This window comes from Pseudanabaena sp. CCNP1317, assembly GCF_034931345.1.
GTDB classification, from domain to species: domain Bacteria; phylum Cyanobacteriota; class Cyanobacteriia; order Pseudanabaenales; family Pseudanabaenaceae; genus Pseudanabaena; species Pseudanabaena galeata.
Genome location: NZ_JAYGIF010000027.1, coordinates 1 through 24,384 on the forward strand (window position 1 = coordinate 1; position 24,384 = coordinate 24,384).

General features: G+C 44.1%; 16 protein-coding genes. 11 read left to right on the forward strand and 5 right to left on the reverse strand.

The features are described 5' to 3' along the window. Window positions 1–400: 400 nt before the first annotated feature. Both VB775_RS09260 and VB775_RS09265 read left to right on the forward strand, forming a co-directional pair. Window positions 401–1,648 (forward strand): DUF58 domain-containing protein, encoded by a 1,248-nt coding sequence (locus VB775_RS09260; RefSeq protein WP_281006740.1) that lies wholly within the window; start codon window positions 401–403, stop codon window positions 1,646–1,648. 388 nt (window positions 1,649–2,036) lie between these two features. Then, the gene (locus VB775_RS09265) at window positions 2,037–2,651 is read left to right on the forward strand and encodes a hypothetical protein (RefSeq protein ID WP_281006739.1); all 615 of its coding nucleotides are present in this window, start codon (window positions 2,037–2,039) and stop codon (window positions 2,649–2,651) included. 230 nt (window positions 2,652–2,881) lie between these two features. Here VB775_RS09265 and VB775_RS09270 read toward each other — a convergent pair whose 3' ends face one another. Beyond that, window positions 2,882–3,988: a cupin-like domain-containing protein gene (locus VB775_RS09270; protein WP_281006738.1), complete on the reverse strand. Its 1,107-nt coding sequence runs from the start codon at window positions 3,986–3,988 to the stop codon at window positions 2,882–2,884. A 438-nt stretch (window positions 3,989–4,426) separates the two neighbouring features. On the opposite strand from VB775_RS09270, the gene hpsA reads away from it, so the two are divergent. The 6 genes from hpsA (at window position 4,427) to VB775_RS09300 (ending at window position 18,472) form a co-directional block, all read left to right on the forward strand. Then, complete coding sequence (gene hpsA / locus VB775_RS09275; protein WP_323216742.1) at window positions 4,427–13,924, forward strand: hormogonium polysaccharide biosynthesis protein HpsA; 9,498 nt, start codon at window positions 4,427–4,429, stop codon at window positions 13,922–13,924. A gap of 171 nt (window positions 13,925–14,095) precedes the next feature. Beyond that, the gene (locus VB775_RS09280; protein WP_281006736.1) at window positions 14,096–14,905 is read left to right on the forward strand and encodes a prepilin-type N-terminal cleavage/methylation domain-containing protein; all 810 of its coding nucleotides are present in this window, start codon (window positions 14,096–14,098) and stop codon (window positions 14,903–14,905) included. 57 nt (window positions 14,906–14,962) lie between these two features. Next, a complete protein-coding gene (gene hpsC / locus VB775_RS09285; RefSeq protein ID WP_281006735.1) occupies window positions 14,963–16,300 on the forward strand; it encodes a hormogonium polysaccharide secretion pseudopilin HpsC in 1,338 nt (445 codons plus the stop codon). 23 nt (window positions 16,301–16,323) lie between these two features. Next, entirely contained in the window at window positions 16,324–16,962 is a 639-nt protein-coding gene (locus VB775_RS09290) for a pilus assembly FimT family protein (protein WP_281006734.1), read from the forward strand. A 67-nt stretch (window positions 16,963–17,029) separates the two neighbouring features. After that, window positions 17,030–17,620 (forward strand): pilus assembly FimT family protein, encoded by a 591-nt coding sequence (locus VB775_RS09295; RefSeq protein WP_281006733.1) that lies wholly within the window; start codon window positions 17,030–17,032, stop codon window positions 17,618–17,620. 12 nt (window positions 17,621–17,632) lie between these two features. Then, entirely contained in the window at window positions 17,633–18,472 is an 840-nt protein-coding gene (locus VB775_RS09300) for an Rpn family recombination-promoting nuclease/putative transposase (RefSeq protein ID WP_281006732.1), read from the forward strand. A 33-nt stretch (window positions 18,473–18,505) separates the two neighbouring features. Here the strand turns inward: VB775_RS09300 and VB775_RS09305 are convergent, their stop codons facing one another. The 4 genes from VB775_RS09305 to VB775_RS09320 form a co-directional block, all read right to left on the reverse strand. Beyond that, complete coding sequence (locus VB775_RS09305) at window positions 18,506–20,023, reverse strand: UbiD family decarboxylase (RefSeq protein WP_281006731.1); 1,518 nt, start codon at window positions 20,021–20,023, stop codon at window positions 18,506–18,508. 173 nt (window positions 20,024–20,196) lie between these two features. Then, the gene (locus VB775_RS09310; protein WP_281006730.1) at window positions 20,197–20,532 is read right to left on the reverse strand and encodes a type II toxin-antitoxin system PemK/MazF family toxin; all 336 of its coding nucleotides are present in this window, start codon (window positions 20,530–20,532) and stop codon (window positions 20,197–20,199) included. Next, the gene (locus VB775_RS09315; protein WP_281006729.1) at window positions 20,533–20,940 is read right to left on the reverse strand and encodes an AbrB/MazE/SpoVT family DNA-binding domain-containing protein; all 408 of its coding nucleotides are present in this window, start codon (window positions 20,938–20,940) and stop codon (window positions 20,533–20,535) included. A gap of 175 nt (window positions 20,941–21,115) precedes the next feature. Next, window positions 21,116–21,439, reverse strand: a complete 324-nt coding sequence (locus VB775_RS09320) for a tetratricopeptide repeat protein (RefSeq protein WP_281006728.1) — start codon at window positions 21,437–21,439, stop codon at window positions 21,116–21,118. A gap of 130 nt (window positions 21,440–21,569) precedes the next feature. Here VB775_RS09320 and VB775_RS09325 point away from each other — a divergent pair, with 130 nt between their 5' ends. From VB775_RS09325 to VB775_RS09335, 3 genes are all read left to right on the forward strand, one after another. After that, window positions 21,570–22,913, forward strand: coding sequence for an IctB family putative bicarbonate transporter (locus VB775_RS09325; RefSeq protein ID WP_281006727.1), 1,344 nt, complete (start codon window positions 21,570–21,572; stop codon window positions 22,911–22,913). A gap of 224 nt (window positions 22,914–23,137) precedes the next feature. After that, on the forward strand, window positions 23,138–23,266 hold the full coding sequence (locus tag VB775_RS09330) for a hypothetical protein (RefSeq protein ID WP_281006726.1): 129 nt from the start codon (window positions 23,138–23,140) through the stop codon (window positions 23,264–23,266). A 9-nt stretch (window positions 23,267–23,275) separates the two neighbouring features. Then, window positions 23,276–24,175: an Rpn family recombination-promoting nuclease/putative transposase gene (locus tag VB775_RS09335; protein ID WP_281006725.1), complete on the forward strand. Its 900-nt coding sequence runs from the start codon at window positions 23,276–23,278 to the stop codon at window positions 24,173–24,175. The last annotated feature ends 209 nt before the right edge of the window (window positions 24,176–24,384 follow it).

The following is a 24,384-nucleotide window of genomic DNA, read 5'->3' on the forward strand; positions in this document are numbered from 1 at the left end:
CTTTGCTTCTTGATTACACTCTGTCATGAGAAAATACATCTATTATTATTCTGAAGAGCCTAATTCTAATAGCTTTTAGGCTCTTTTTCTTGTTCTCGTTCCCCTTGTCATGCATAATTCAGGCTAGGGCTGGCACGGGGGATTGCCCCTACAAGATCTAAAATTTACAGGTAGGGGCAATCCCCCCGTGGTTGCCCTGTTATGCTAGCAGCAAGAGGTTCATTATCTGAGTTCCACGTAACATCAGTTATTAAGTACTTGTGCAAAATAAATTACCCGAACCCGTAAAGTTGCGCCCCTGCGGGGCGCAACTTTACGGGTTCGGGTTTGTAATTAATATTGGTATTACCTGATCAATTTTGATCAGGCTGCTCCTGCGCTAAAATACAACAAAAACCATATGTCAAATAGCCAAAGCGATCGCCAACAGCGTAGTTCTAAACCGAAAAAAATATCTAAGATTAAACGCTTTTTTAAATGGTTAGAATGGCGATTTGCGACACCAGAGTTTATTGGGGGGATGTTTACCGCTTTAACAGTATTCTTCTTTATGGCGGCGACCAATACCCTCTCGGGTTGGCTCTATGTAATTAGTGGCGTAAGTTTTGCATTATTAATTGTAGGGGCAGTTATGCCCAAGCGCCTATTAGCGGAAATGGTAGTAAAGCGATCGCCGATTGATCCAGTCAGTGTGGGTGATGATCTATGGGTGGATTTGACTATTCAAAATACGGGGCGAACTGACAAGAGATTACTGGAAGTGCGTGATATCTTACCCGAAAATCTTTCAAATATTTTGCAACAGGAAGTGGTAATTGAGATGATTGCACCACTTCAGGAATATCACTGGAACTATGAGGCAAAAACTACTAAGCGCGGCGTATTTTGGTTTCGATCAACAGAAATTGCTACCGCCAGCCCCTTGGGATTATTCCGCAGTCGTCGCGCTTGTCCATCGGGACACAAAGCGATCATTTATCCAACGGTGCTACCCCTCGATCGCTGTCCCTTGGTTGATCAATTAGGAAGTGATACGAATCCGCGCCAATATAGCGATGACCATAATTACAGCAATGCCACCGAAGGTTTAACGAAGACTTTGCGTCCCTATCGTTGGGGTGATCCAACCCGATTAATCCATTGGCGGACTAGTGCCAAGTTTGGTGAATTGCGGGTGCGAGAATTGGAAGTCACCATTGGAGGGCAAGAAGTGGCGATCGCCCTCGATAATTCTGTCGGATGGGAGCCTCAAGCTTTTGAAGAGGCGGTAGTAGCGGCAGCTTCGCTCTATTTCTATGCTCAGAGATCAAAGCTAAGTGTCAGACTCTGGACAAATGATACAGGTATCGTCCAGAGTGATCGCGCAGTATTAGAGACCTTAGCCGCCGTAAATATGGCTACGAGTTCCGCCGATCTGTTCAAGGACTTGCCTGATTTGCCTGTAGTTTGGATATCCCATCGTAGCGACAGCATAGGCTATTTGCCCCTTGGGAGCCGTTGGTTACTATGGCAAGCGTCAGGACAATCATCACAAGTATCAGTTCCCAATCAGCGATCGCTTGGCTTAACAATTGCAACAATGCTAGATGCTGAAGATACAAGTTACAAATCTTTGCGATCGCAACTTCAAGGTTATCTAACGCTTTAAGTCGCTAGATCCAAAGCCTGAGGCGCACGCTGCGCGTGCGCCTCAGGCTTTGGATCTGGGTTTTAATTATGCCCAGCTACTTATCCCAATTCACAAAGGTGTGGCGACACTTTTATGAATTGAGAATCAAACCCAGCAAGGGTTTTATAGCTGTCGCCAAGTGTATGAGGACATAAAACCCAAGAAGAGAATGGCGGCGCTTCGCGCCGCCATTCTCTTCTTGGGTTTTGATTTTGTCCTAACACAATCGACGGTAGCTATAAAAGCACAAAATGGCTCCGCCATTTTGTGCTTTGGTATTAGACGGACTGACGATTGCTATACTTTTTGATACCGCGTTAATATCGCAACTTCTCCGTTCGCATCGACTTAAAAATGGTGGTATGTCATGGCGCTCAAAATCGGCAGACTTGAGATTGGGTATCGCTTGCTAATTTCTCTAACCGCGATCGCGATCGCCTATGGATGGATCGGTACTCAACTATGCACTTTATTGCGTGTTGGTGATTATCTAGTCGGAGGTCTATTGTTTGTATTGAGTGTTGTTGCCATATTTGCCATACCTCAAAGTTTGGGTGGACTATTGGCAGCGATCGCCGCCGTGATTACAGTCTATTGGCAATCCTCTGATATCACCTACAGCTTGATTACTGCGGGTGTCTGCCTAGGGCTGTATTTAATCGGGTTTCAGGATGTCCGCTATGACACTGCACCAGAAAAAAAGCTATCTATCATTGAGATTATCGCCACATCGATCACAATTGGATTTATGGTGCAGACTTCATTACTAGTTTTACTGATTCCGATCAGTTGGGTGACGAGTGCTGCTATTGGTGCGATCGCTGCTGCAATTACCCTCATTGGCAGACAATTAGCCTATATCGATCTATCTCAAAAAATGATTTGGCAATTATTTGGTGGAGTGACAATTAGCAGTCTAGCGATCGGCTTTGTGATTAGAGCGATTTTGTATGCCACAACTAGAGAAGTTAACCTGCTATAGATGATCTACTCTCCCATCAAGGGAGAGATAGGCTGGGGGGGAGTGATGGCTCCACGTAACATCAGTTATCACTGATGTTACGTGGAACTCAGATGATGAATCTCTGGTTGCTAGCACGACAGGGCAACCACGGGGGGATTGCCCCTACTCCAATAATTTAGATTTTTGTAGAGCTGTGCCCCCGTGCCAGCCCTAGACTTAGATGATCGTAGAATTCTATCCATGTAACATCAGTTATCATTAAAAATTGCAGGATACTTCCATTCATATTTATTAGGAAATACAAAATTGGTAAAAGACATAGAGATGCTAATATCCTGTGACTTGACTGCATGCCACCAACCAACAGGCATAAATATGGCATCACCTGGATTTAAGGTCACTTCAATAATGGGAATTTTTTGAAATAATGGATACTTATCATAATCAGGGTTCTCAACATCTACTTTACTAAAAACTCCACGATAGTTGTACATCATGTGAGTGTAGTAGGGTGGAATGATTTTCCATGTTTTACGACCATAGACCTGAACAAATATTAGATTTGCAGGATCGTGATGCCAAGGGGTAATTGTTCCCGCAGGTCCAAACCAGAAAAAGACTTTGCCATCAACATCATGAGGATTGAGATATTCAGGAAATATCTCAATGTCATTTAGCAACCCTCGCAAAGCTGTTTTTTCGAGGTTGCCATTGTTTGCCACCATGTAATAGTTATTCGTTTCGCCACCATTTACAACATTGTCAGCATAATCAGCCATTCGCATTTTTTGGCGATGCTGGTCAACATTAATTTCATATAAACGATCGCGATCGCGATCGCCTTGTACTTCTATCTCGACCTGACCATAACTATCTTTTAAATAATCAGGATTCCAAAGGGAAAGTGCTGACCAATTTTTCGTAATCTCAGTAAGGATGATGGGAGTATTTTTAGCATAGTAATTTGCTAGAAAATCAGCTCGTGAGATATCAGGTTTACTGTCAATGGATTGAGAATGCGGAGCAAGGGAGGCTAACTCAGCGATGATATTGGCATAGGATTCAGACTTTTGCAGTAATTGGACAAATTTATGTCCTGATTGAAAATAAGGATTTTCATTGACAGAGCTTACTTCTAACCTTGCTGAACTAGGACTAATCCCATGTACAATTAGCTGCTGCACAATTATGTGATCATCAATACCCGCAAACTTACTATCCGCAATCCAGCGCCGCCACTCATCGGTAATCGGCTCAGAAGTAGCCATAATCCGAGAAAAATAACGAGGATCGAAAGTAGAAAATCTAGTTTGGGGTGACTGGATATTAGATGGGATAGTAGATTTTTGCTGCATAATCCCCCTCTTTTGTGGCTCTCTTATTAGGGTTGTTATATTTCTAGCATTTTATTCGGCAATCTTCATATGGCAATATAAGTTTTGCTTAGGACATACAACGTTTTGCGCTCAAACCCTAACCAAGAAAAAGCTCAAAAGTGTTCCAAAGAAACACTTTTGAGCTTTTTCTTGTGGTTCGTTTGATCGGTAATTGCTGTAAAACCAAAAAGATGAGTGGCGGCGCGAAGCGCCGCCACTTATCCTCGATATGTAACAATTCTAAATCATTTGCAAGAAAGGCAAGGGGCTTAAGCCCCTTGTTATGTAGGCTTTTGGCTCTCGCAGCTCATTTTAGGACTGCTATAAAACAGCGATCGCCGCGATATCAAATCAAAATTTTTGTAACTTTTGCAATTTGCTTGGGTAGTATATTGCAGTCAGGTTGGTAAAAGTAGTATGTCTGATTCTAAGCAAAGCCGTAAAATTAATCGCTTTTTTGCCGAATTTATTGCCAAGTTAAGAAAATGGCTGAATAAAATCGGTAGCCCAATTCGCATTAGTCGGCGTTTTGTAAGGCAATTACTCGGTGCAACAAAGGGGCAGCGAAAGGGGGGGGCGGCTGGCTTCGTGTTGCCAACTGTGACTTTGGTAACTTTGGTTGTTACCTTGTTAGTGGTAACCACTGTGTCAAGGTCTTCTGAACGGGCGCAAACTGCATCCAATGCTAGAACAGAACAAGTATTTCGCAGTGCCGCTACACCTATCGTCGATCGCGCTAGAGCAAAAATTGATGCTCTTTTAAGTGATGGCAAGCTGCCTCGTACTACACCACCTGAACTAACCTTAGACAGCGTAATCACTAGCGATAGTGGCAAATATACTTTGCCTGATGAAACTCGCTTACAGCTAGTCTTTAACTTTAGAGATGCTGCTGCGGCAACTCCAAGAATTAATTTTACCAGTCCACAGATTGAAAATAGGGAATACGTATCTACAGCATGGAAGTTCCCAATTGATACTGATAACAATGGGAGATTTGATTCTTTTGGTTTATACAGTATTCTCTTCCGCGCTCGTCCTCCATCCATTACCGATCGCCCTGTAGTTCCCATTGAGTCAAGAGCCTTGCCGATGGATGAAACGACACTCTCAGGAGCTTGCGTAGCTACTGGGGGTGTTACTAATATTGCTGGGGATGGTGGCTGGACAACCTCTAGCGATAACAAACTCCGCAAATCATTCTTTGTTTATGCCGTTACGGTTCCCATTAGCGATGCAGCAAGTTTTCCCACTAATGCCGCACTTGCTGCAAACTATGAAGTTTATAATGGCTTAAATGCCATTAGTGCTGTCGAACTGCAACAAGACCGCGCCCGATCGCCTCAAAATAATAACGCGGTCTTCTTTGAAGGAGATACGGAACTTGTTAACGTAGCAACCTTCCGTCTGAATGGAAGAATGTATAGCGCTGGCAACCTCATGGTTGGCGCAGCACCAGACAACCCAATTACGCTCTACCAAGTCAGCAGTTCGGGTGGTTCCCTAGCTGCAACCCCCGGAGCTACGACTAATCCCAATCTGTTTGGTTCTTGCTATTACGAGAAAAAGAATAGTGAAATCTTAGTTGCGGGGAATGTGGTTGAAGGAGATGCCGTTACTAGCAATCCTGCTGCTCTATCTAATAACCCTACAGGACGAGTTAATGTGCATCTGTTCCAAGGTGTGGGCGTACCACCTGATACGGTCGCGGGTGGAGTCAAACAGCTTGATGAAACAAACCAAAGCGTTAATAGCACCGTAACAGGCAATCTTAGCTCTGACTTGGCTCTCAATGACTTTGCTTTCAATAATCGGATTGGCGCACTTGTCGATGCAGCGATCGCCTTGCGCGGTACTGCTACAGTTGCTTTCCCATTACCTGCAAACTTTAGCTCTAGTAATATTGTTTATTCGGGCATTAAAGATCCTGTGACAGTACAAGAGGATCTCGTCAAGCGCATTCAAGATGAAGCCCTATCTTCTCAAACAGAGGTAAATGTAGCGAGACGTACTGCCTACGCTGCTTATTTTGGTGAACGTACTCGCAAGGTTTCTTTCCGTGAAGTTCCATTTAGAGGAACGGATACCTTTCCCAGTCCTTTGCTAACTTCTATCCCTAACGTAGACGCAACTCAACCACCAGAGTTAGCACCACCGATTAAATGGATGCTACCGATTTATGCTAACACCGCCTTTGGTAAAGCCGATAATGCGTTCAACCTATCAACAGGGGATGGATTTGATGGTAAGGGAGCAATTTTAGATAGTATTAATGGTTTCACTCTATTAACTACAGGAAACAGGCTGAGACTTGCTGCAATTAATCCAGAGGAGGTAATAACAACAAATGAGAGGATGTTAGGCGATCGCATTCTGGTAGGCAATGGCTTCCCTGCCAAATGGCTCATTAAGAACGACATTACTAATACCCTTGAGTTTGTCACAGACAAAGTAAGTAATGCGATTACAACCAATTCATCTATATTTTGGAATGATTCCACTGACCTCTCTGAAGCTACAGCTAGCTCAGTAGAGCGCTATCGTAATACTCGTGCGATCCCTCTAAGTAACCTTGGTGTATCTGATCGTGGTGGCTTCTGGGAAATCTCTGCGGCTCTCGATCCTTCGGTTACAGATCCCGCTAACCTCACTAGTGCTAAAACTCCCGAGTCTTCACCCCGTACTGGTGGATTGCGAGTAGTTACAAACGCAGGTATTTACAGCAGTCTTCCTAAAGATACTTTTTTAAGTAGATTCCGCACAGGTGTTGCTGATGATCGCAGTAGCAACGCAATCTCAACCCTTAATATTGACGAGTCCAGTGTTCCTCTCTGGAATGGTCAAGCAATTGACAACCCCATTACTGATATTGACGAACGTAAGTTTGCTCAACTCAAATGTGATCCTTCACTAGATATCACTGACCCTAATAGATGCGTGGATGACGGCAGAAACTATGTAGTTTGGCCAGATTCGATGCCAATGACCAGTAACGTCCGATGGCTAGATGTTACAACGACACCACCGCGAGGGATTGCAGGTTACTATACACCGATTACTGGCGGCGATGGATGGAGTGCGAATGATACAGGTCGCGAAAATCGCAAAGGTGATTTGCAAATGAGAGCTACGGCTGTCTATCACTACAAATATGATGCTTTCAATGCAATCGGTGATGCTAATAATTACCAAGCTCCTATTGCCTGTGTTAGCAGCTACTACGATCCATCTACGCCTCTGACCGCAAGAAATGGTCAAGTTCCATCCAGTACGACAACAGTAGTTGATGCACCTTGGAACTTCAATATTCAAGGTCGCTCAAACAATGGACTTGTATATAATGTCGGCAAAACTTCAGCTTCTCTTGATGTCATCTTTAGTGGTATTTCTTACGACACCACAAGTGGCATGTTTTATGACAGTAATCTGACAGGAAATGATCCTATAAATGGAATCTTTAAATTCAAGGATGCTGCTAGAGACCCTGCAAACAATGTTAACAATCCCTATTCAGAAAGACTAGCCTATCAAGCTAACTTGATCTTCCCCAATGGACGTTTTGTGAATGAGCCATTACGTGAAGTTCTGAAAAAAATTATTGTTGACAAAGGGGTTGCTACAGCGAGTGCAGCAGGCTTGACTTTACCTCAACAATCTACTTTGGATTCTAATCTCTGTGCATTACAGATCCTTGATAAGTCTATTTTTCTAGCTAATTCAAGCCCTACTACAGCAAACATTACTCCATCTATAATTGCTGGGAACCCTGCCGTAACCAATGTACAACTCCCTCACGGCACTTTCCGTGAAAGCGCCTTCCTTGATGGTAGAGAAGTTAAGTCACTTAACCGCAATGAGTCTTTGGCGGAAGCAGCTAAAGGAAATCAACCTCGCTCCAACACTGTTGCTGATAATGGTTTGGCGATCGCTACTCCAAATCGCGCTGACATTTATGACCTAGAAATTGAGCAACGCCAACCCCTCGAAATTCGAGCAACTGACATTGACATGGATCGGCTTAGAGGTTCACAAATCTCAGGTGGGAATAATTCAGGCGTTGCCACAGACTATCTGCTCCCTTACAGTGGCATCGTCTATGCATCTCGCGAAGATGCCCTTGAAGACCTTAGCTATTATGATGTAGATGTATCAGGCAATCCCATCCCTACTTCCCTAGAAAAGCGTAAAAACCTTAGCTCTACTGACTTCCTTCTCGATCCCACTCGCAAGCCTAGCAGTATCCGCTTAATCAATGGTTATCGTCTCTGGCGCAGCACCCTCAATACTGGCAATCTTGTTAATGTCGATGGGACAGGAGCAACGGGACTAGTTTCTAATGCAACTTATGCAAGTTTCCCTTGGACAGAGGCAACTAAAGGGGAAAAAGGTTTAACCCTTGTATCCAATCTACCTGTATACATTAAGGCTCAGAGAGATCCCGTTAATCCTACTGATACGACTTTAATACCTAGCTTTAATAGACATACACGCGAAGAGTTTACACAAAGGCTCAATGAGAATTTGTCCAATCCTCCAACAGCACCAGAGTTAGCAGCAGTTTGGAATAACTTCTATCAACGACATGCAGACAATGGAGCATTAGATAGGCTTGACGCTAATTTTGCCTGTCGTCCTGGCTCTAACACAAACTGTACACTTGGTGACGAATGGCGACCTGCAACAGTTTTAGCGGATGCAGTAACAGTTCTCTCTGCCAACTATCGCGATGGCTATCGTACTGATGGAGACTATGATCTTCGTAATAATGCCTACACTTCTACTAGTATTAATTGGCAGTCGCAACTTAATCCCAATGGCGAAAAAATTAAGGATAGTAGTTATGTGATCGACTTGCGTCGTAATGGGTTCTTTAATAACAGCTTTGCTACCAGTAGTCCTTGGATTAAGCGCGTTAACTCAGACAACATTATTCTCACGAATGATCAGACATTATGGATGGGTGATGTCGATCTTACTAATCCCCAGAATGGTAATCTTGCTAGCTACAACGCCAATGGTGTAACACCTATTCAGCGTCGGATTAACCATAGAGAATATGGTATGGAGATGTGTCGCAAGATTCCATCTAGTGAATGTACCTTCTCTGACTGGTTGAAGGATGGTGCAGGTACAACGGCTCTGCCAGACTACAGCCCAGTTACAGGTGCAATCACTACTCCTGTAACTGCACCACGATATATCGCGGATAGTGATAACCGCTATGCGCGTCGGGTGTCATTCTTAAGGTTTGATGACCTGTATAAAGATGGAAATCAACAATTAATATTTGCTGGTAGTTGTACTTCTAGCCCCTTTATCGTCTGGCCAATGCCTATCGGGGTTGTTAATGGTTCCAATGCCACGAATGGTTATACTTATCCGCAGGTAATGGGCAACCTAGGCACTCCCTTCCAAACCAGTAATAACCATAGCTATGGAACTGTACCTTGCCCTGAAACGGGAATGTTGGTTGATCTGACTGGTAACGTTAACCTACCTGAGGGACGCAGACGCAATCAGAATAGTCTTGTTGTTCCGCTAGAGAACCAACTAGGATCAACTACATTACCTGCTGTTGTCTGGGGAACTGGAAACAATAATGGTGCTACATCTGTACCAAATGCTGATGGTAGTGTAACTAATAGCAATGATAATAATAGTGGCGCTGCCTATCCTAATGGTGGTAGCAATCGCAGTACTAACAACGCTGTATACCGCCGCTTTAACTACAATGTCAGCCTGTCAAACTGTGGTCTGTTAAGTTCAGCGCAGACAGTACGTGTCAGGGTAACTGTATTTCCAAATAACGCAAATACTTATGCAGGTGAGGATGGCACGTCTTACACTCGACTTGATAGCCCTGCGCCAACTACTGTGACGACGACAGCCTCAAGTTTCCCACTAATAGGCGATGCTACAAATAATAATAAGGCTGATTATCTTAACGGTTTTTACAATGCTGGTTCTGCTACTCTGAACATGCGAAAATCTGATGGTAGTGCCTATCCTCCTGTGCCAGTTGGTGGTAAGTTGCCTCGTTTACCAGTTAACGCTACTGCTGTTGCTGAAACTGTTGATGCTGAAAATGCCACCTGTCCTGATACTGGAACTGGTAATCAAAAGCAGTACTGCACAATCATCTCATGGACTGGACCAACGAATACAGCTAACGATCCTGATACTAAGAATCTTGCAGTTTTAGTTGTGAGAGATAGTGCTTTTGAAAACCAAGAAGAATTTGCAGTTAGGATCGATAACTTGAGAGCAAATCCTGGCGTACCTATCGGCTACGCTGCTGGTGGACCAGAGCAATCTAGAGGTCGAATTCAGCAAGCTAATACGCCTAGACCTTGCGGAACAGCATCTGCCAACTATTATCAAAATAATGATGATGCTCAACTGGATCGTAATGCTTGCGCCACTCCCACACCAACTCCCACACCAACACCTACACCTACACCTACACCAACTCCAACTCCAACTCCAACTCCTACACCAACTCCAACTCCAACTCCAACTCCAACTCCAGGTGGTGTTGGCATAGTCAATCCACCCATTTTTGCTAGTCTGCATAGATCATCAATTAGTATGCCTAGTATGCCGAAGTCTTCTATGGCGAAGTCTTCCATGCCAATGTCCATGATTATGCCGCCTGCTGCTGCTTATCCATTCCCCACTAACACTTCTAGTGTTAACTACAGACCATTCCGCCCATTTGTCCCTCCCTCAGATGTTAGTGCTGGTGGTCAAAATGGAACTCGCTATGTATGGGGCAATGACATTAATGGCAATGGTGTTCAGGATGATCCAACTGAAAGAGATGATATCTTCCCAAATATTCCACCCCGTCCAGGTCCTTCGGGAGAGATCCCAATGTTGCCAGGTAACCTCGCTTACCCGATTGACAACACCAACAATCAACACATGACTAGATCGTTACCAGGAACCGCAGATAAAGCGCTATGGTTTAGATCGGCTGGGAATCCTGCTAACTATCCTGGAGAAGGCGACAACATCCAATACAGCAATAACACTAATCTATTTCTCAACAACCTCAGTTTCCCCCAAATCGGTGGTGGTGCTGGTAGCCTAAGACCCAACTTAAATAACACAGGCTCATTGGTGTTACCCAATACTGCTTGTATTAGTCTAACTAATGGGCTTGTGGACGAGCGCTGTGAGTTGGGTAACTATACCTTTGCTAGCAATACGATCGCTCCTCCCACAGGAACTACCCTACTCAATCTCAATCTCCCCTACAATCCTCACTTCCCTTCAGACAACACTGGTGCTGCAAATACTACTAGCTCTACTCAGCCTGCGACTAGCTTTGTGGTTTGTGGTGGCAATGGTAATACACGCAGATATCAGGCGATCGAGCGTTCTAACGTAGGTCGATCTGATATCACTAGTGGTAGTTGCTCTCAGGCTGTCAACAGTGCTGGCGAATCGATCAGAAACTTCATGGGTAATACGACGACCCTATCAGGTTCTCTGCCAAATCTTACTGGTGGCACTGGTTTACGCAGCGCAAGGCTTGACCCTGCTAATACTGGCACTTCCGCAGATAAGTTTGTTGGATTGATTCCCAATGATGAGGCAAATAGTCTTGGCGAGCTAAGTGCGCCACCTGCTCTCATCAATAAAGGCACGATTAGCTTTAGGGTTGACCCCCTTGACGTTCCATCAGGTTACTTCACAGCAAATGTCAGATCTACAGGAGCAGTTTTTACAAATGATCAGCCTGTCACTCTATACACCGATAGTAATGATGTCCAACTGCCAAGATTTACTAAGGCTTTTACCTCTGCTAGCGCAACTACAGACTTGATTACGGTTACCGATAACCCATTCACGGCTGGTAATGCAGTTGTCTTCTCAGGAGCGGGAACCCCACCTGCACCTCTAACGGTGGGAACTACTTACTATGTTCGTGAGATATCTGGTGATAATTTCAAGCTGGCTTTAGCTGCAAATGGTAATGCGATCGACCTTACTAGTGATGGTAGTGTCTCTCTGAATTTGACTTCGCAGCTACAAGCGGGAGTTACATATTACGTCCGTGAGGCTGACCCAGTTAATGGGGTTGGATCTGCTGCTACACAACGCTTTAAACTTGCCACTTCCCCAACAGCTACGGCGGCGCTTAATTTGTCGGATATCGGCACACCACCAGCTACTGCTGGTGGGGATGGACATCTTAGATTTGGACTAAATCTGGGACTAAGAGCAGTTAATACCTATGCCGACAACCGAGTACAAGTCTATAACCTAAGCAATATAGGTACACTCCTAGGTGATACTCGGACTTTGTCTGGCACGATTACGCTCAGAGCTAACTGCACAACTACAGATCCAGTGACTGGGGTTGCTAGCCCTAGCACCTGCTCACCGACCAGCGATCGACGTGGACCTAGTCCTGTGTTTATCCTGAGAGGTGATGCTAATGAAAACTATGTATTTAATAGTTTGCAAGTCAGACTAGATGGAGTTGATCCTAACAACGTTTTCTGGGTATTCCCTCGTGTTGAACCTGACTACAACTTTAAGGCTGTTGCAGGACCTGCCCCAGCATTACCATTGGTAATCACGGCTACAGGCAGTGCTTATCCCAATAACAAACCTATTTTGTTCACAGGAACTACTCTACCAGGCGGATTATCAGCAGGAACTACCTATTATGCAATCAATACAACTAGTCCATTACTTGGTCCTTCATTTAGGCTAGCCGCTTCTCCAGACGATGGTGCTATTCCCTTTAGTTCTACTGGTAGTGGTACTCTCACTGTAGGTGATGAAGCCAATGTGACTTTCCAAGGTAATGCGTTCAGCCCCAACATTATTACGGGGAACTTCATTGGCACAATGCCAAGCACTGGTTCTAATACTAACAACACCACTGAGCTTGCTGTCAAAGATAAGTTCTCTTCCTTTAGGGGCGTGAGATTCCTTGGATTCCGTACTACTGGTACGGAGATCAATAATGAAACGCTGTTTGTAGCGATGACTGCTGTTGATCAACCTGCTCTCTTGCCTGTATTGCAACTGAGTGTTCCGAACCAGACGGCTGCCTCGACTAATATCGTTCAGCCTAACCCAGTCACAACTGCTGGTATTAATGGCACACCAGAGGCTACTGGTACTGGTCAATGGACAATTCGACCTACCAGAACAGAGGTCAATGTATACTTTGTGGCTGGAAGCACTCCATCGAGAAAAGGTGTAGAATATACCACTTCTAGTACAATCCCTAATCCTGTGGCATCTGATGCAGTTGTACAGACAGGTGAAACAGGTGGTGGTTTAGCTAACTTTGTACGGTTCCTTGAAAATTGGGAAAACATTCCAATCAAGATTGCAGGTGGCTTCATCCAAAACACCAAGAGTCGTTTTGCTACTGCACCATATACACCGAGTATGGTTACATCTGGCATAGCAGATACCACGACCATATTTATGAATCCATTGCAAACAGGTAAAGGTAGTACGACTGGTCAGATTTTTAGCGGCTACAATCTGCAATATATGTCTAGAACTGTTAATCGCATTCCCTATTATTCTGCACCGATTCGTCTCTGGGGCTATGATGTGGGGCTGTTGACACAACAACCCGATCGCTTTGCTGAGCGCTTTGCCGTACCAATCCCTGGTTCTAATGAGTTCTTTAGAGAGATCAGTGGTGATGATCAATGGGTTCAGGCTTTACTCTGTGCCTTAGAGCCAAATGATCCAACCGCAACTACAGTTGCTGGTACTGGTGCGGTTAATGTAGGTAGGGTACAAAGAGAGGGAACTACCCCGACTAACTACGTCAGACGCGCCTTGCGTGGTAACGATCGCCGCCCTGTCTGTGATACTTTAACCTATGGCGCAACCACTCCAAGTGATACATTACCAGCCACTCTATACGAGTAAAGTCTGCATTTCTTTATAGCTCTTCCTAGGGAAGAGCTATAAATGATCGGAGATAGTTGACTTTATACTTCTGGCAATTAAAATTTTAATTGCATTTCCAGATGAGTTTCTAAATGCGTTGTCCTTGTTCTTTGATGATGGTGGGTTATGTTAAATCTAAATTGCAAAGCTGTGGATACTAGATATCGTAAACCCCATGATACGATCGCCCCTTCTTTTGCGGGTTATCTGTCCTATATCCTCAAGACAAGGCGATCGCTAGAGTCAGAAGAGACGGGCTTCACATTGCTAGAGTCTCTGGTGGCGGCGGCTGTAGTGGGCATCTTGATTGTGTCGATCGCACCGATGGTAGCCCTTTCCACTTCTGCGAGAGTTAATGCCAGAAGGATCGATCAGGCTACTCAAGCAGGAAGGTCATACATTGACGCTGTGAGAGGCGGTGTGATTGACGTTACAAATTTCCCAAACAATCTTGTTATAAGTCAGCCAAATTCTCAAAATCAATATTCTTTTGAAGATCCGTCTGCTCTACTTGATCCAGCTAGAACGGTTCAGCCACCAACCACAGCCAGTTTCCCACCCGCTACTATTTGTAATAATACCCTTGCTCAAAACGTTCCATCGGGAAGAGTTCCAGGTATTTGTATTGATGCAAATGGCAATGGATTTAGTATTCAAGATCCTCAAGATTTCTTCATTCAGCCGATGCGAAGTGGTCCCCTTAGCTCAGTGACAACTGCGGCAACTGACCTGAGGAGCCAAGGTTTTTGGTTAGCGATTAGGGTTTACCGTGCTGATGCACTTTTAGGCACAGCACCGCTTAGAACTGGTACTGAGGATACATGCACTCAAGGCAATACACCTTTTGCTAGCACGGCTTCGATTACCTGTCCCATTGTGACAATGCGATCGCAGATTTTCTTGCCAACAGTCAACCCCAAAAATATAGATGACATCAAAAGAGGCATCGGTTCAAACTAAATCCAGTATTAATCAAGCAAGGCAATCTGTCCTATGAAAAAACTACTCCATAGAATAATGTCATTTCGGCTTCGCAAAGGGATACTGCGATCGCCAAAATCACGTCATCGCCGAGGTTTTGCCTCTGGTTTTACCTTGATTGAGTTGTTAGTAGCGGCTTTGATTGCCTCCTTAATGGTGGTAGTCATGTTGGGCTTTTTAGTGGGTGTGCTAGATAGCGATCGTAAAGAAACAGTTAAAACCAATGCCCAAGAAGAACTGCAAGCTGCAATTAGCTACATCGCTGATGATCTGCAAGAATCAATCTTTATCTATGGTGCAGAGGGACTTGCTAGTATAAATGCTCAATTACCCCATGCTCAGAGTGGTGCAGGTAATGAGTGCAATCCAACTGGTACTAATACCTGTACGCCGATCTTAGTTTTTTGGAAAAGATTTGCTTTTGATCCCGACTCAAATGGAACCTACAGTAATACGGGTGCTACTCCAACGTCAGAAATTATTGGCTGTATGCCCTATGGAGATGCAACCCAATTAGCAGCCTGTCGAGCCAATAGTGCTGCTGGTGGTAGAGCCTATGGTCGAGATACTTATACTTATTCGCTTGTAGCCTATTACTTAAAAAACGATACTGCGAATCCTGAAACTAGTGGTTGGTCAAATACTGCTCGGATCTTGCGATGGGAACTGAGAGATGGATATGTGGCTTATTGTAGTAATGGTGGCACAATCGGTGTGACTACTGGTTGCCCTGCATCGAACAAAGTTTTGACTAGAGCAGCTTCTGCACTGATTGTGCCTCCTATAGTCCCTGTAGCTCTGACAGATCCAAACGCTTACTTTATTCTGCCATCTCAAGGATTTAATCGTCCTGACTTCTCAACACAAGGTGGACTAGCAGCATGGAGAAAGTATGCCAACTTTGATTTTGGAGCTAACCGTTTTGTTACCCTTGTAGACTTTATGGATGACACTGCCTATGCCGCAGCTCAAGGTGGTAATGCAGTAGCTACTGGAACTCCTGCTGCTGCTACGGCTGCATTCAGAATCCCTGTTGGCAGGAATGACGCTAGTACACCACAGAGAAATCTAGATTGTGATGATCCTTCAGTGGGTGTGGGAACGACAGACTCGATAAATAACTTCACACAACGAGTTCCTGCTGATTTTGCTAATTCTGACGGCAGTAATCCTGCTGGGTTAAGTAGTTTTTATGCTTGTGTCTCACCAAATACAGTTACAGCCAGAATATTTTTGCGCGGTAATGCGATCGCTCGTTTAACCACGCCAGCGACCAATAGAGATTTGAGACAGCCAACAGCAACTAATATTACGTTCTTCCCAACCGCCGATGTGCGAAGCTTTGGGCGTAGTCAAATCGGTCTAGGTAGATAAAATATAAGGTGAAATCAAAAGAAATGTTTACTTCCAATTTTTTTAGTAACCTTACTAGAAGTTTGTCTAGTTTCTTACGAAACCTGATTAACAAAAATCAGCGCAAATTTCTAGCACTCACAAATCCTCCAAAACGTCGCGATCGCTACTCAAAGTCTCTAGGTTTCACACTTTTAGAGGTTCTAGTTGTGATGATCATGGTGGGCATTCTCAGTGCGATCGCTGCGCCATCTTGGTTAGGTTTTGTCAATAATCAACGCATCAGTACTTCCCAAAATAAGATTTTTCAAGCGATTAGAGTTGCTCAATCCGATTCCAAAATTCGTAATGCAAGTAACGATAATCGAGTTCGCATTACTTTTAGAACTAATCAAACTGACAATGCTTATCGAATAGATAATGTGAGAACTGGTGCTGGAGAACAGTCTTTAGAGTCTGAAGTAACAATCTCAAGTATAACGCCTGCTGTTTTGCCACCCGGTAATGCTGGTCAACCATTTATCGAGTTCGATTCCAGAGGTTTTGTATACGATCCAAATAATTTGATTACTTATCCAATTTGCATTAACTTATCAGTAGCTAACAGTCCTAGAATTAGATGGATTGCGATTAAAACTTTACTTGGAGCCGTTGTCACAGGTTCTGAAGGTACTTGTTTATAAAACATCCCTAGCCATCTAAAAAATATTATAATCCTCAAATAATTGCATTTAAAAACCGCAAAATATTATGTTTTGGATTGTAAATGAACGGCAACAACAAAAGCGCGATCGCCGTTCTGAAATTGCGGGGTTCACACTGCTCGAAGTTCTAGTTGTGATGGTGATCATTGGCATTTTGGCAGCGATCTCTGCACCATCTTGGTTAGGTTTTTTAAATAACCAAAGACTTAACACTGCTCAAAGTCAAGCACTTAGCACCCTCCGCTTAGCCCAAAGCAATGCCAAACGCACCCAAACCATGTGGCAAGCAACTTTTAGAAATACACCCACCGTTTCTCAATACGCAGTACACCAATCTCCTCCATCATCGATGACCAAAGAATATTGGGATAGTCTGCCTTGGCAAAATTTTGATGGAGGAGTGCGAATTGTGGATAATACGGAAGATCAACCTCGAACCACCTTTACAAAGCTAACAGCAGTTCCAGAACCAGATATTTATCGTGTCCAGTTTAAATCTCAAGGCAATCCCAATGGACTAGGAGAGATGGGGCGGATCACTTTGGGGACTAGAACAGGCGATCGCCGAAAATGCGTGATTATCTCAACCCTATTAGGCGCAATGCGTTTAGCTGAAAACTCAGGATGCAACCAATGATAAAATTTTGCAATGATCGATAACATCTGTAAATTTCTGGCAGAAAACTTTTCCGCCGACTTTGCGAGTTGGATACTAGGAAAATCCATCACTCTAACTAAACTGGAAACATCAGAACTTTCAACTGAACCAATCCGCGCTGACTCAGTTATATTTTTAGAATCATCAGCCCTGATCCTGCATATCGAATTTCAAACTGAGCCAAATCAAAATATTCCCTTCCGCATGGCAGATTATCGATTGAGGCTCTATCGGAGATTTCCTAAAAAAGAGGTTTATCAAGTAGTTATTTATCTCACCCCCAGCCAATCACCCTTAGTATATGAAAATACCTTTAATTTAAGAGAACTAAATCATCAATTCAACGTAATCCGCCTCTGGGAGCAGCCAACTGAAATATTCCAAAAATATTTAGGGCTTTTACCCTTTGCCACTTTGTCCCAAACCGACAGTCCCGCAGAAACATTAAGGCAAGTGGCAAGGAAAATTGAAAATATTACTGATAAACAAGTCCAAAGTAACGTCGCCGCTTCGACAGCTATAATATCTGGTATAGCCCTAAGCAAAGAAATCATCCAAAGACTGTTAAGGAGCGAAATCATGAAAGAATCAGTGATTTATCAAGAAATTCTGCTGGAAGGCAAGGCTGAAGGTCTAGCTGAAGGCAAGACTAAGGAAAGGGAAAAAATCGCCATGAACATGATAAGTTCCAATATTTCCGTAGATTTAGTTGCCCGATTTACAGGGTTAACCCCAAAGCAAGTCCAAAAACTTCAACTCCTCCAGACAAAGAAGCCCCAGAGTCCTAGTACCTCAAAAGTAAAGCGTTCCTCAAAAAAACTAAAAAAATAGATGTGGTGCAAAGCGCCACATCTATCACGTCTTTTAATGAATGTCGTAACCGAACAAATTAGGATCGGCTCCGTCTAGCTTTAAATCTGCTAACCCGTATTCAGCCCAGCGTCGCGTCACCATCTCCGCCACATCAGGATCGCTCTCTAGAGGATCTCCCCAATCGCGATCGGTTTCAGGATAGATTTTAGTAGTCGCATCAATGCCCATGCGTCCGCCTAGCCCTTCCTTTTCACAGGCAAAATCGAGGCTATCAAAGGGATTGTCAGGCAAGATAAACACATCGCGAGTAGGGTCAACTTTGGAACTGAGCGCCCAAACTACCATCCTTGGATCACGAATATTGATTGTATGGTCAACCACGATCACAAACTTGGTGTAAGTAAACTGTGGCAAGGCGCTCCAAAATGCGAGGGCGGCGCGTCTGGCTTGACCGGGGTAAGCCTTTTTGATGGAAATAATTGCAGCTTTATAGGATAGGGCTTCCATCGGTAAAAAGAAATCGGTAATTTCGGAAACCTGTTGGCGGAGGATGGGCGTATAAATGCGATTTAAGGCGATCGCCATCATCGCTTCTTCCTTAGGAGGTAAGCCGCTAAAGGTGGTCAGATAAACTGGATCTTTGCGATGGGTCATGCAATGGAATCGGATCAAAGGTGCTTGCTCGTTAATACCACCGTAATAGCCCATGTGATCACCAAAAGGTCCATCGGTTCCTACTTCATGGGGCGTAATCGTTCCTTCTAAAACATATTCGGCACAGGCGGGAACTTCCAAATCAAGGGTTTTACATTTGGTAAGTTGTACGCCTTCATTGCCATAGAGTCCTGCAAAAATCCATTCCGATAAATCCACAGGAATCGGGGTTGCAGCCGCCATGATTAATACTGGATCAACACCGATCGCGATCGCAATTTCCAGTTTTTTGCCTGCCTCAGTCGCTTTGCGTAAATGTCTGGCTCCACCCCGCACCGATAGCCACTGCACAGTCATTGTATTTTTGGACTGCTGTTGTAAGCGATAGACTCCCACATTAGGAATGCCATTCTCCACATCTTTAGTAATGACTAGCGCCAAAGTTACGGCTCGACCGCCATCTTTGGGATAGGGCTTAAGAATTGGAATTTGGTCAAGATCGACTTCCTCATCTTTTAACACCACATCTTGACAAGGGGCGTTCCCAAAGAGAACTTTTTGAGGACGGGACTTGACTACATCAAAGAGAATCTTACCGAACTCGATCGCTTGAGAGATTTTCTTCGGTGGTTTTGGACTTTGCAGTTTCCCTAATTTTGTACCGAGGACTTCTAATTCCGATTGCTCCTTCATGCCCATCGCCCAGCAGACGCGCTCTACTGTACCCAACAAATTCACAGCGACAGGTGTTTTGTAACCTTTGACATTCTCAAATAGCAGTGCGGGCCCAGCCGATTGCAAGAGACGATTGCTAATCTCGGCAATTTCTAGTTCAGGATCGACAAGGGCTTTGACGCGATGGAGTTGTTTGCGTTCTTCGAGCAGATTGAGAAATGATCGCAGGTCACGGGTCATAGGAATTTGGTGGCGCTTTGGCAATTAGTCAGTAATCTATTGTAACAAAATGTTACGTTTATTTCCCGTTAAGTACCTGTGTAAAATAATTTACCCAAACCCTAAGGGTTGCGCCCCTGCGGGGCGCAACCCTTAGGGTTTGGGTTTGAAATTAATTATGCCTATTTACTTAATCAATAAATACAGGCATCTAGGATACTCAAAACTTCCGCAAGTAAATCATTTGTAGCAGTTTCTATCCATTTTACTTTTCTGGATTTGTAATCAATAGACTTGACTTGTTCTACCATTACATAGCCAGTTAAGGTTTGGCTATTAGCGATCGCTACATGAAATGAAGAATCACGATAGGTGTTGGTGATCGGGCAAACAATTGCCAAGCCTGTATATTGATTAAAAACACTATTACTTACCACTAAAGCTGGTCTTCTACCCTTCTGCTCATGTCCTGATTGTGGATCGAACGTGATGATAATAAAATCGCCTTTTTGAGGAATGTAGTTAGACATTTACCACACTTCTATTCCAACAGGTGTACCCCAATCTAACTCCTCAGCCTGATAGTTTGCAGGAAGTTTTGCAACCAAGTCTTCAATCTTGTACTTTCCTCGAATTTTATGGGCTGGTTTAATGACAATCTGATCTTGCGTAGTCACAATTTCTAGCTCATCTCCAACCAAAATATTTGCTTGAGCCAATATTTCTTTACTTAATCTGATGCCTTGGCTATTACCCCATTTTTGCACTTTGACATACATGATTTTGCTGTCCCAATGTAATGTATATCCGAAGTATATCCTATCCAAAAGAAGATTAGCGATGCTATAGCAACGTGAGTTCGATATAGCCATTTGCGGCGTGCGAAGCACGCCGCAAATGGCGAAAAATGGGAAGAATCGCTTAGCGATTCTTCCCATTTTTCGCTTTCGTCGAACTGACGTTATAGCAATGTAAATTTTGCTTAGGGTATCAAACCCAAAAGATAAGTACAGGCGCAAAGCGCCACCACTTATCTTTTGGGTTTGATACAGTCTATTAAGGCTTTCAAAAATTTCTCTGGGTTTTCATTCAGTGCAAAGCCCTGTAACTTTCTTACAGTCCTAATGTCTTGGCATATTCACAATCAGCATTGGCTCCTTCGGCATCACCAATCTTTGCTCTGGCTAACCCCCGATTAAAATAGGCTGGAGCAGCATCGGGCGCGAGTTCGATCACCTTGTTATAGTCCTCGATCGCGCCAGCATAATCTTCAACTTCAGAGCGATCATAGGCGCGGTTGTAATATGCCTCAGCATAGTTGGGATCAAGAGCAATTGCAGCAGTATAATCAGCGATCGCCCCAGCAAAATCTTCATTTTCGGCGCGTTCCATACCGCGCTCATTGTAGGCTTCTGCGGAATCAAGTTTGTCCGTCATTGCTTTAAAAAGTAATTACTGATTGTGCTTTTCTTCTAAGATATAGCAATAAAACCCAGAAATTAGAAAGGCAAGCTTCGCGCAACCGTTCTAATTTTAAGTCTATGTTGATTAAGTCGATCCTTACTGTATGAATTCCAAGCTCAAACTACCATTCCTCAATGTCTACAGTAAATTTTTGCAGCTAATTAGCCCATTACAGGATTGGCGCGAAGGTAGTCGCTTGTTGAGGGCAAGATTTTTGGGCGGTTTGTTAGTCGTCCTGACTGCAACTTTACCCTTTGTAGAAAATGCTCAAACTGGCGTAATTGGCGCGGCGGTCGCGATCGCATGGTTGATGTTATGGCTTAGCGATCGACGTGATGCTGAAGATCAGACTGTACCAATTTGGACACCAATTCATTTACCTCTTGTGAGCTATTGGGCGATCGCGCTAATTGCTACATTAATTTCGCCTGTGCGCGTAGCGGCGCTCGATGGCATGGTCAAGCTCACAATTTACATGTTGGCGTTTGTGTCCATGAGTCGGATGATGCGCTTGGGATGGCGATCAATTTTGATTGCCACTTATCTAGTCTCAGCCCTAATATCCAGTGCCTATGGAGTGCAGCAATGGTATCTTGGCGCACCCGAACTAGCTACATGGACTGATCCTACCTCCGAGGTTGCAGGAATTACCCGCGTTTACAGTTTTTTGGGCAATCCGAATTTATTTGCAGGATATTTGATGCCAGCTTTGCCGATGGGTGTCATTGCTGCAATCCACTGGAAAAGCTGGGGTATGAAAGCTCTAGGGGCGATTACGGCGATTATGGGAGCGTTCTGCATTACCCAGTCGCAAAGTCGTGGTGGGCTGCTAGGACTGGCGGCGACGGGTTTTACACTAGCACTACTCTTGGTTTATTGGTGGGGTAAGCGTTTACCATCCTGGACTTTACCTGCCACTTTTGGCGGAACCGCAGGGGCGATCGCTTTAGGAACAATTCTCGTTCCCACATTGCGTAAGCGCGTTGGTAGTATTTTTGGAACCGAAGATAGTAGTAACGCATTTCGGGTTAACGTCTGGATGTCTGTCTTGAACATGATCAAAGCTAAGCCGATTTTGGGGATTGGACCTGGGAATAAAGCTTTTAACCTAGTTTATCCGCTCTATCAGCGTTCAGGATATAGCGCCCTTGGAGCTTATTCAGTACCATTGGAACTAACTGTCGAGACAGGAATTATTGGTGTAATTTGCTATGGATGGATGGTTTTCACGATCTTGAGCCAAGCATGGATTGCTCTCAATCGTTTGAGAAGCGATCGCGACTCTAGGGGTTTATGGATAATCGCAGCGATCTCGACCATCGTGGGCATGATTGCCCATGGCTTAGTAGATACAGTTTGGTATCGTCCTCAAGTGCAATTACTCTGGTGGCTAGCGATCGCGATCGTTAGTAGTTTTTATATCGCTCCAATCAAAAATGCAGAATGAAATGGTTATGCCATGTTGTGTTTTTGTCTAACTTCGTCTTGCGAAGAAACAAAGAAATTGTCAAGGTGTTGCTATGCAACGCCTTGACAATTTCTTTGGTGTTCTTTTTATATAGCTAGGACAAATCAATAAGCTGATTTTGCATCACACAGACAGATCCCCAACTTTTTTTGTGAATTTGCAAATCCCTTCAGCATGAGCAGAAAAAGTCGGGGATCTCAAGATTGTTGGCTCCCGCCGATCGCTTATCTCTGCGATGTGAGGTTTGGGCGATCGCATTACCGTTTAGAGATCGCAGTGATATGCGTAAATGGTGGCGATATGCTTACGTTCCTGCGTATAAAATTCGCTAAAATAAGCCAATGCGAACTGACACGATCTTTTTTCAGCTATTTCAAACCTTTGATAGCTTGCTGTTTGAATTGGTGGGATTACCACCCGAAACAGCAGCAGGCTATCGCTTTACCTCCGTGGAGATCAAGGAGAAAGCCTTTCGCTTTGATGGTATTTTTATCCCCGATTCGGTTGATAAAAATATTTGGTTTGTGGAGGTTCAATTTCAAAAACGTGCTGAATTTTATTGGGAATTTATCGGTGAGATATTTCTATATCTGAGTCAGTACAAGCCAGAGCATGATTGGCAAGCGGTCGCCATTTTTGCGAAGCGGAGCATTGAGCCTGAGATACCTAAGCAATTTAGGATACTATTTGCGGGTGGGCATATCGAACGGATCTATCTGGATGAGTTGCCTGAATCTGAGTCATTGAGTTTAGGGCTTGTGAGGTTGATCGTTGCGCCCAAAAAGGAAACCATCGCTTTAGCACATCAGTTAGCTGATCGAGTGGGGCAAGGCGATCGCGAGAGGATGGTAGAATTTATTGAGACAGTTTTGCTGTACAAGTTTCCCCAGATGAGTCGAGAGGAGGTTGAAGCGATGTTTACGTTAGGTGATCTCAAGAAAACAAGGGTTTATCGGGATGCAAAGCTTGAGGGCAAGCTTGAGGGTAAGCTTGAAGGTAAGCTCGAGGGCAAGCTTGAGGGCAAGCTTGAGGGTGTAAAAATCGGGACACAGCGTGGTCAGGTGCTGGGGATGAGACAGGTTGTGGTGCGGCTGTTGACGCGGAAGTTGGGTAAGGTGACACTGAAAACTTTGAAGCGGTTGGATAAGTTATCGGCGGAGCAGTTGGCGGAGTTGGCGGAGGCGGTGTTGGATTTTGAGAAGGTGGCGGATTTGGAGGCATGGTTGGTAAGTAAAAAGTAGAAAGGAAAAAGGAAAAAGGAAAAAGGAAAAAATTTGTAGGGGTTTAGCATTTGCGCCACAATATTCAAACTCCTCACAGAAATATACTTTAAACGGGTATAATCTGAGCTTTTTTGAGATTTTGGAAACGGAGAGTGAGTAGCGATAGCAGTTCTTTTTTATGGTTAATATGAGCGTTCTCAATACATGAAGAAATAGCATCCTGAAAC

Bases quoted from the DNA above. Each gene is read 5' to 3' on its own strand.
- VB775_RS09290 (WP_281006734.1), top strand. From the start codon at position 16,324: ATGTTTACTTCCAATTTTTTTAGTAACCTTACTAGAAGTTTGTCTAGT.
- VB775_RS09260 (WP_281006740.1), top strand. From the start codon at position 401: ATGTCAAATAGCCAAAGCGATCGCCAACAGCGTAGTTCTAAACCGAAA.
- VB775_RS09335 (WP_281006725.1), top strand. From the start codon at position 23,276: ATGCGAACTGACACGATCTTTTTTCAGCTATTTCAAACCTTTGATAGC.
- VB775_RS09325 (WP_281006727.1), top strand. From the start codon at position 21,570: ATGAATTCCAAGCTCAAACTACCATTCCTCAATGTCTACAGTAAATTT.
- hpsC (WP_281006735.1), top strand. From the start codon at position 14,963: ATGTCATTTCGGCTTCGCAAAGGGATACTGCGATCGCCAAAATCACGT.
- VB775_RS09270 (WP_281006738.1), bottom strand. From the start codon at position 3,988: ATGCAGCAAAAATCTACTATCCCATCTAATATCCAGTCACCCCAAACT.
- VB775_RS09315 (WP_281006729.1), bottom strand. From the start codon at position 20,940: ATGGGAAGAATCGCTAAGCGATTCTTCCCATTTTTCGCCATTTGCGGC.
- VB775_RS09305 (WP_281006731.1), bottom strand. From the start codon at position 20,023: ATGACCCGTGACCTGCGATCATTTCTCAATCTGCTCGAAGAACGCAAA.
- hpsA (WP_323216742.1), top strand. From the start codon at position 4,427: ATGTCTGATTCTAAGCAAAGCCGTAAAATTAATCGCTTTTTTGCCGAA.
- VB775_RS09300 (WP_281006732.1), top strand. From the start codon at position 17,633: ATGATCGATAACATCTGTAAATTTCTGGCAGAAAACTTTTCCGCCGAC.
- VB775_RS09265 (WP_281006739.1), top strand. From the start codon at position 2,037: ATGGCGCTCAAAATCGGCAGACTTGAGATTGGGTATCGCTTGCTAATT.
- VB775_RS09295 (WP_281006733.1), top strand. From the start codon at position 17,030: ATGTTTTGGATTGTAAATGAACGGCAACAACAAAAGCGCGATCGCCGT.
- VB775_RS09320 (WP_281006728.1), bottom strand. From the start codon at position 21,439: ATGACGGACAAACTTGATTCCGCAGAAGCCTACAATGAGCGCGGTATG.
- VB775_RS09310 (WP_281006730.1), bottom strand. From the start codon at position 20,532: ATGTCTAACTACATTCCTCAAAAAGGCGATTTTATTATCATCACGTTC.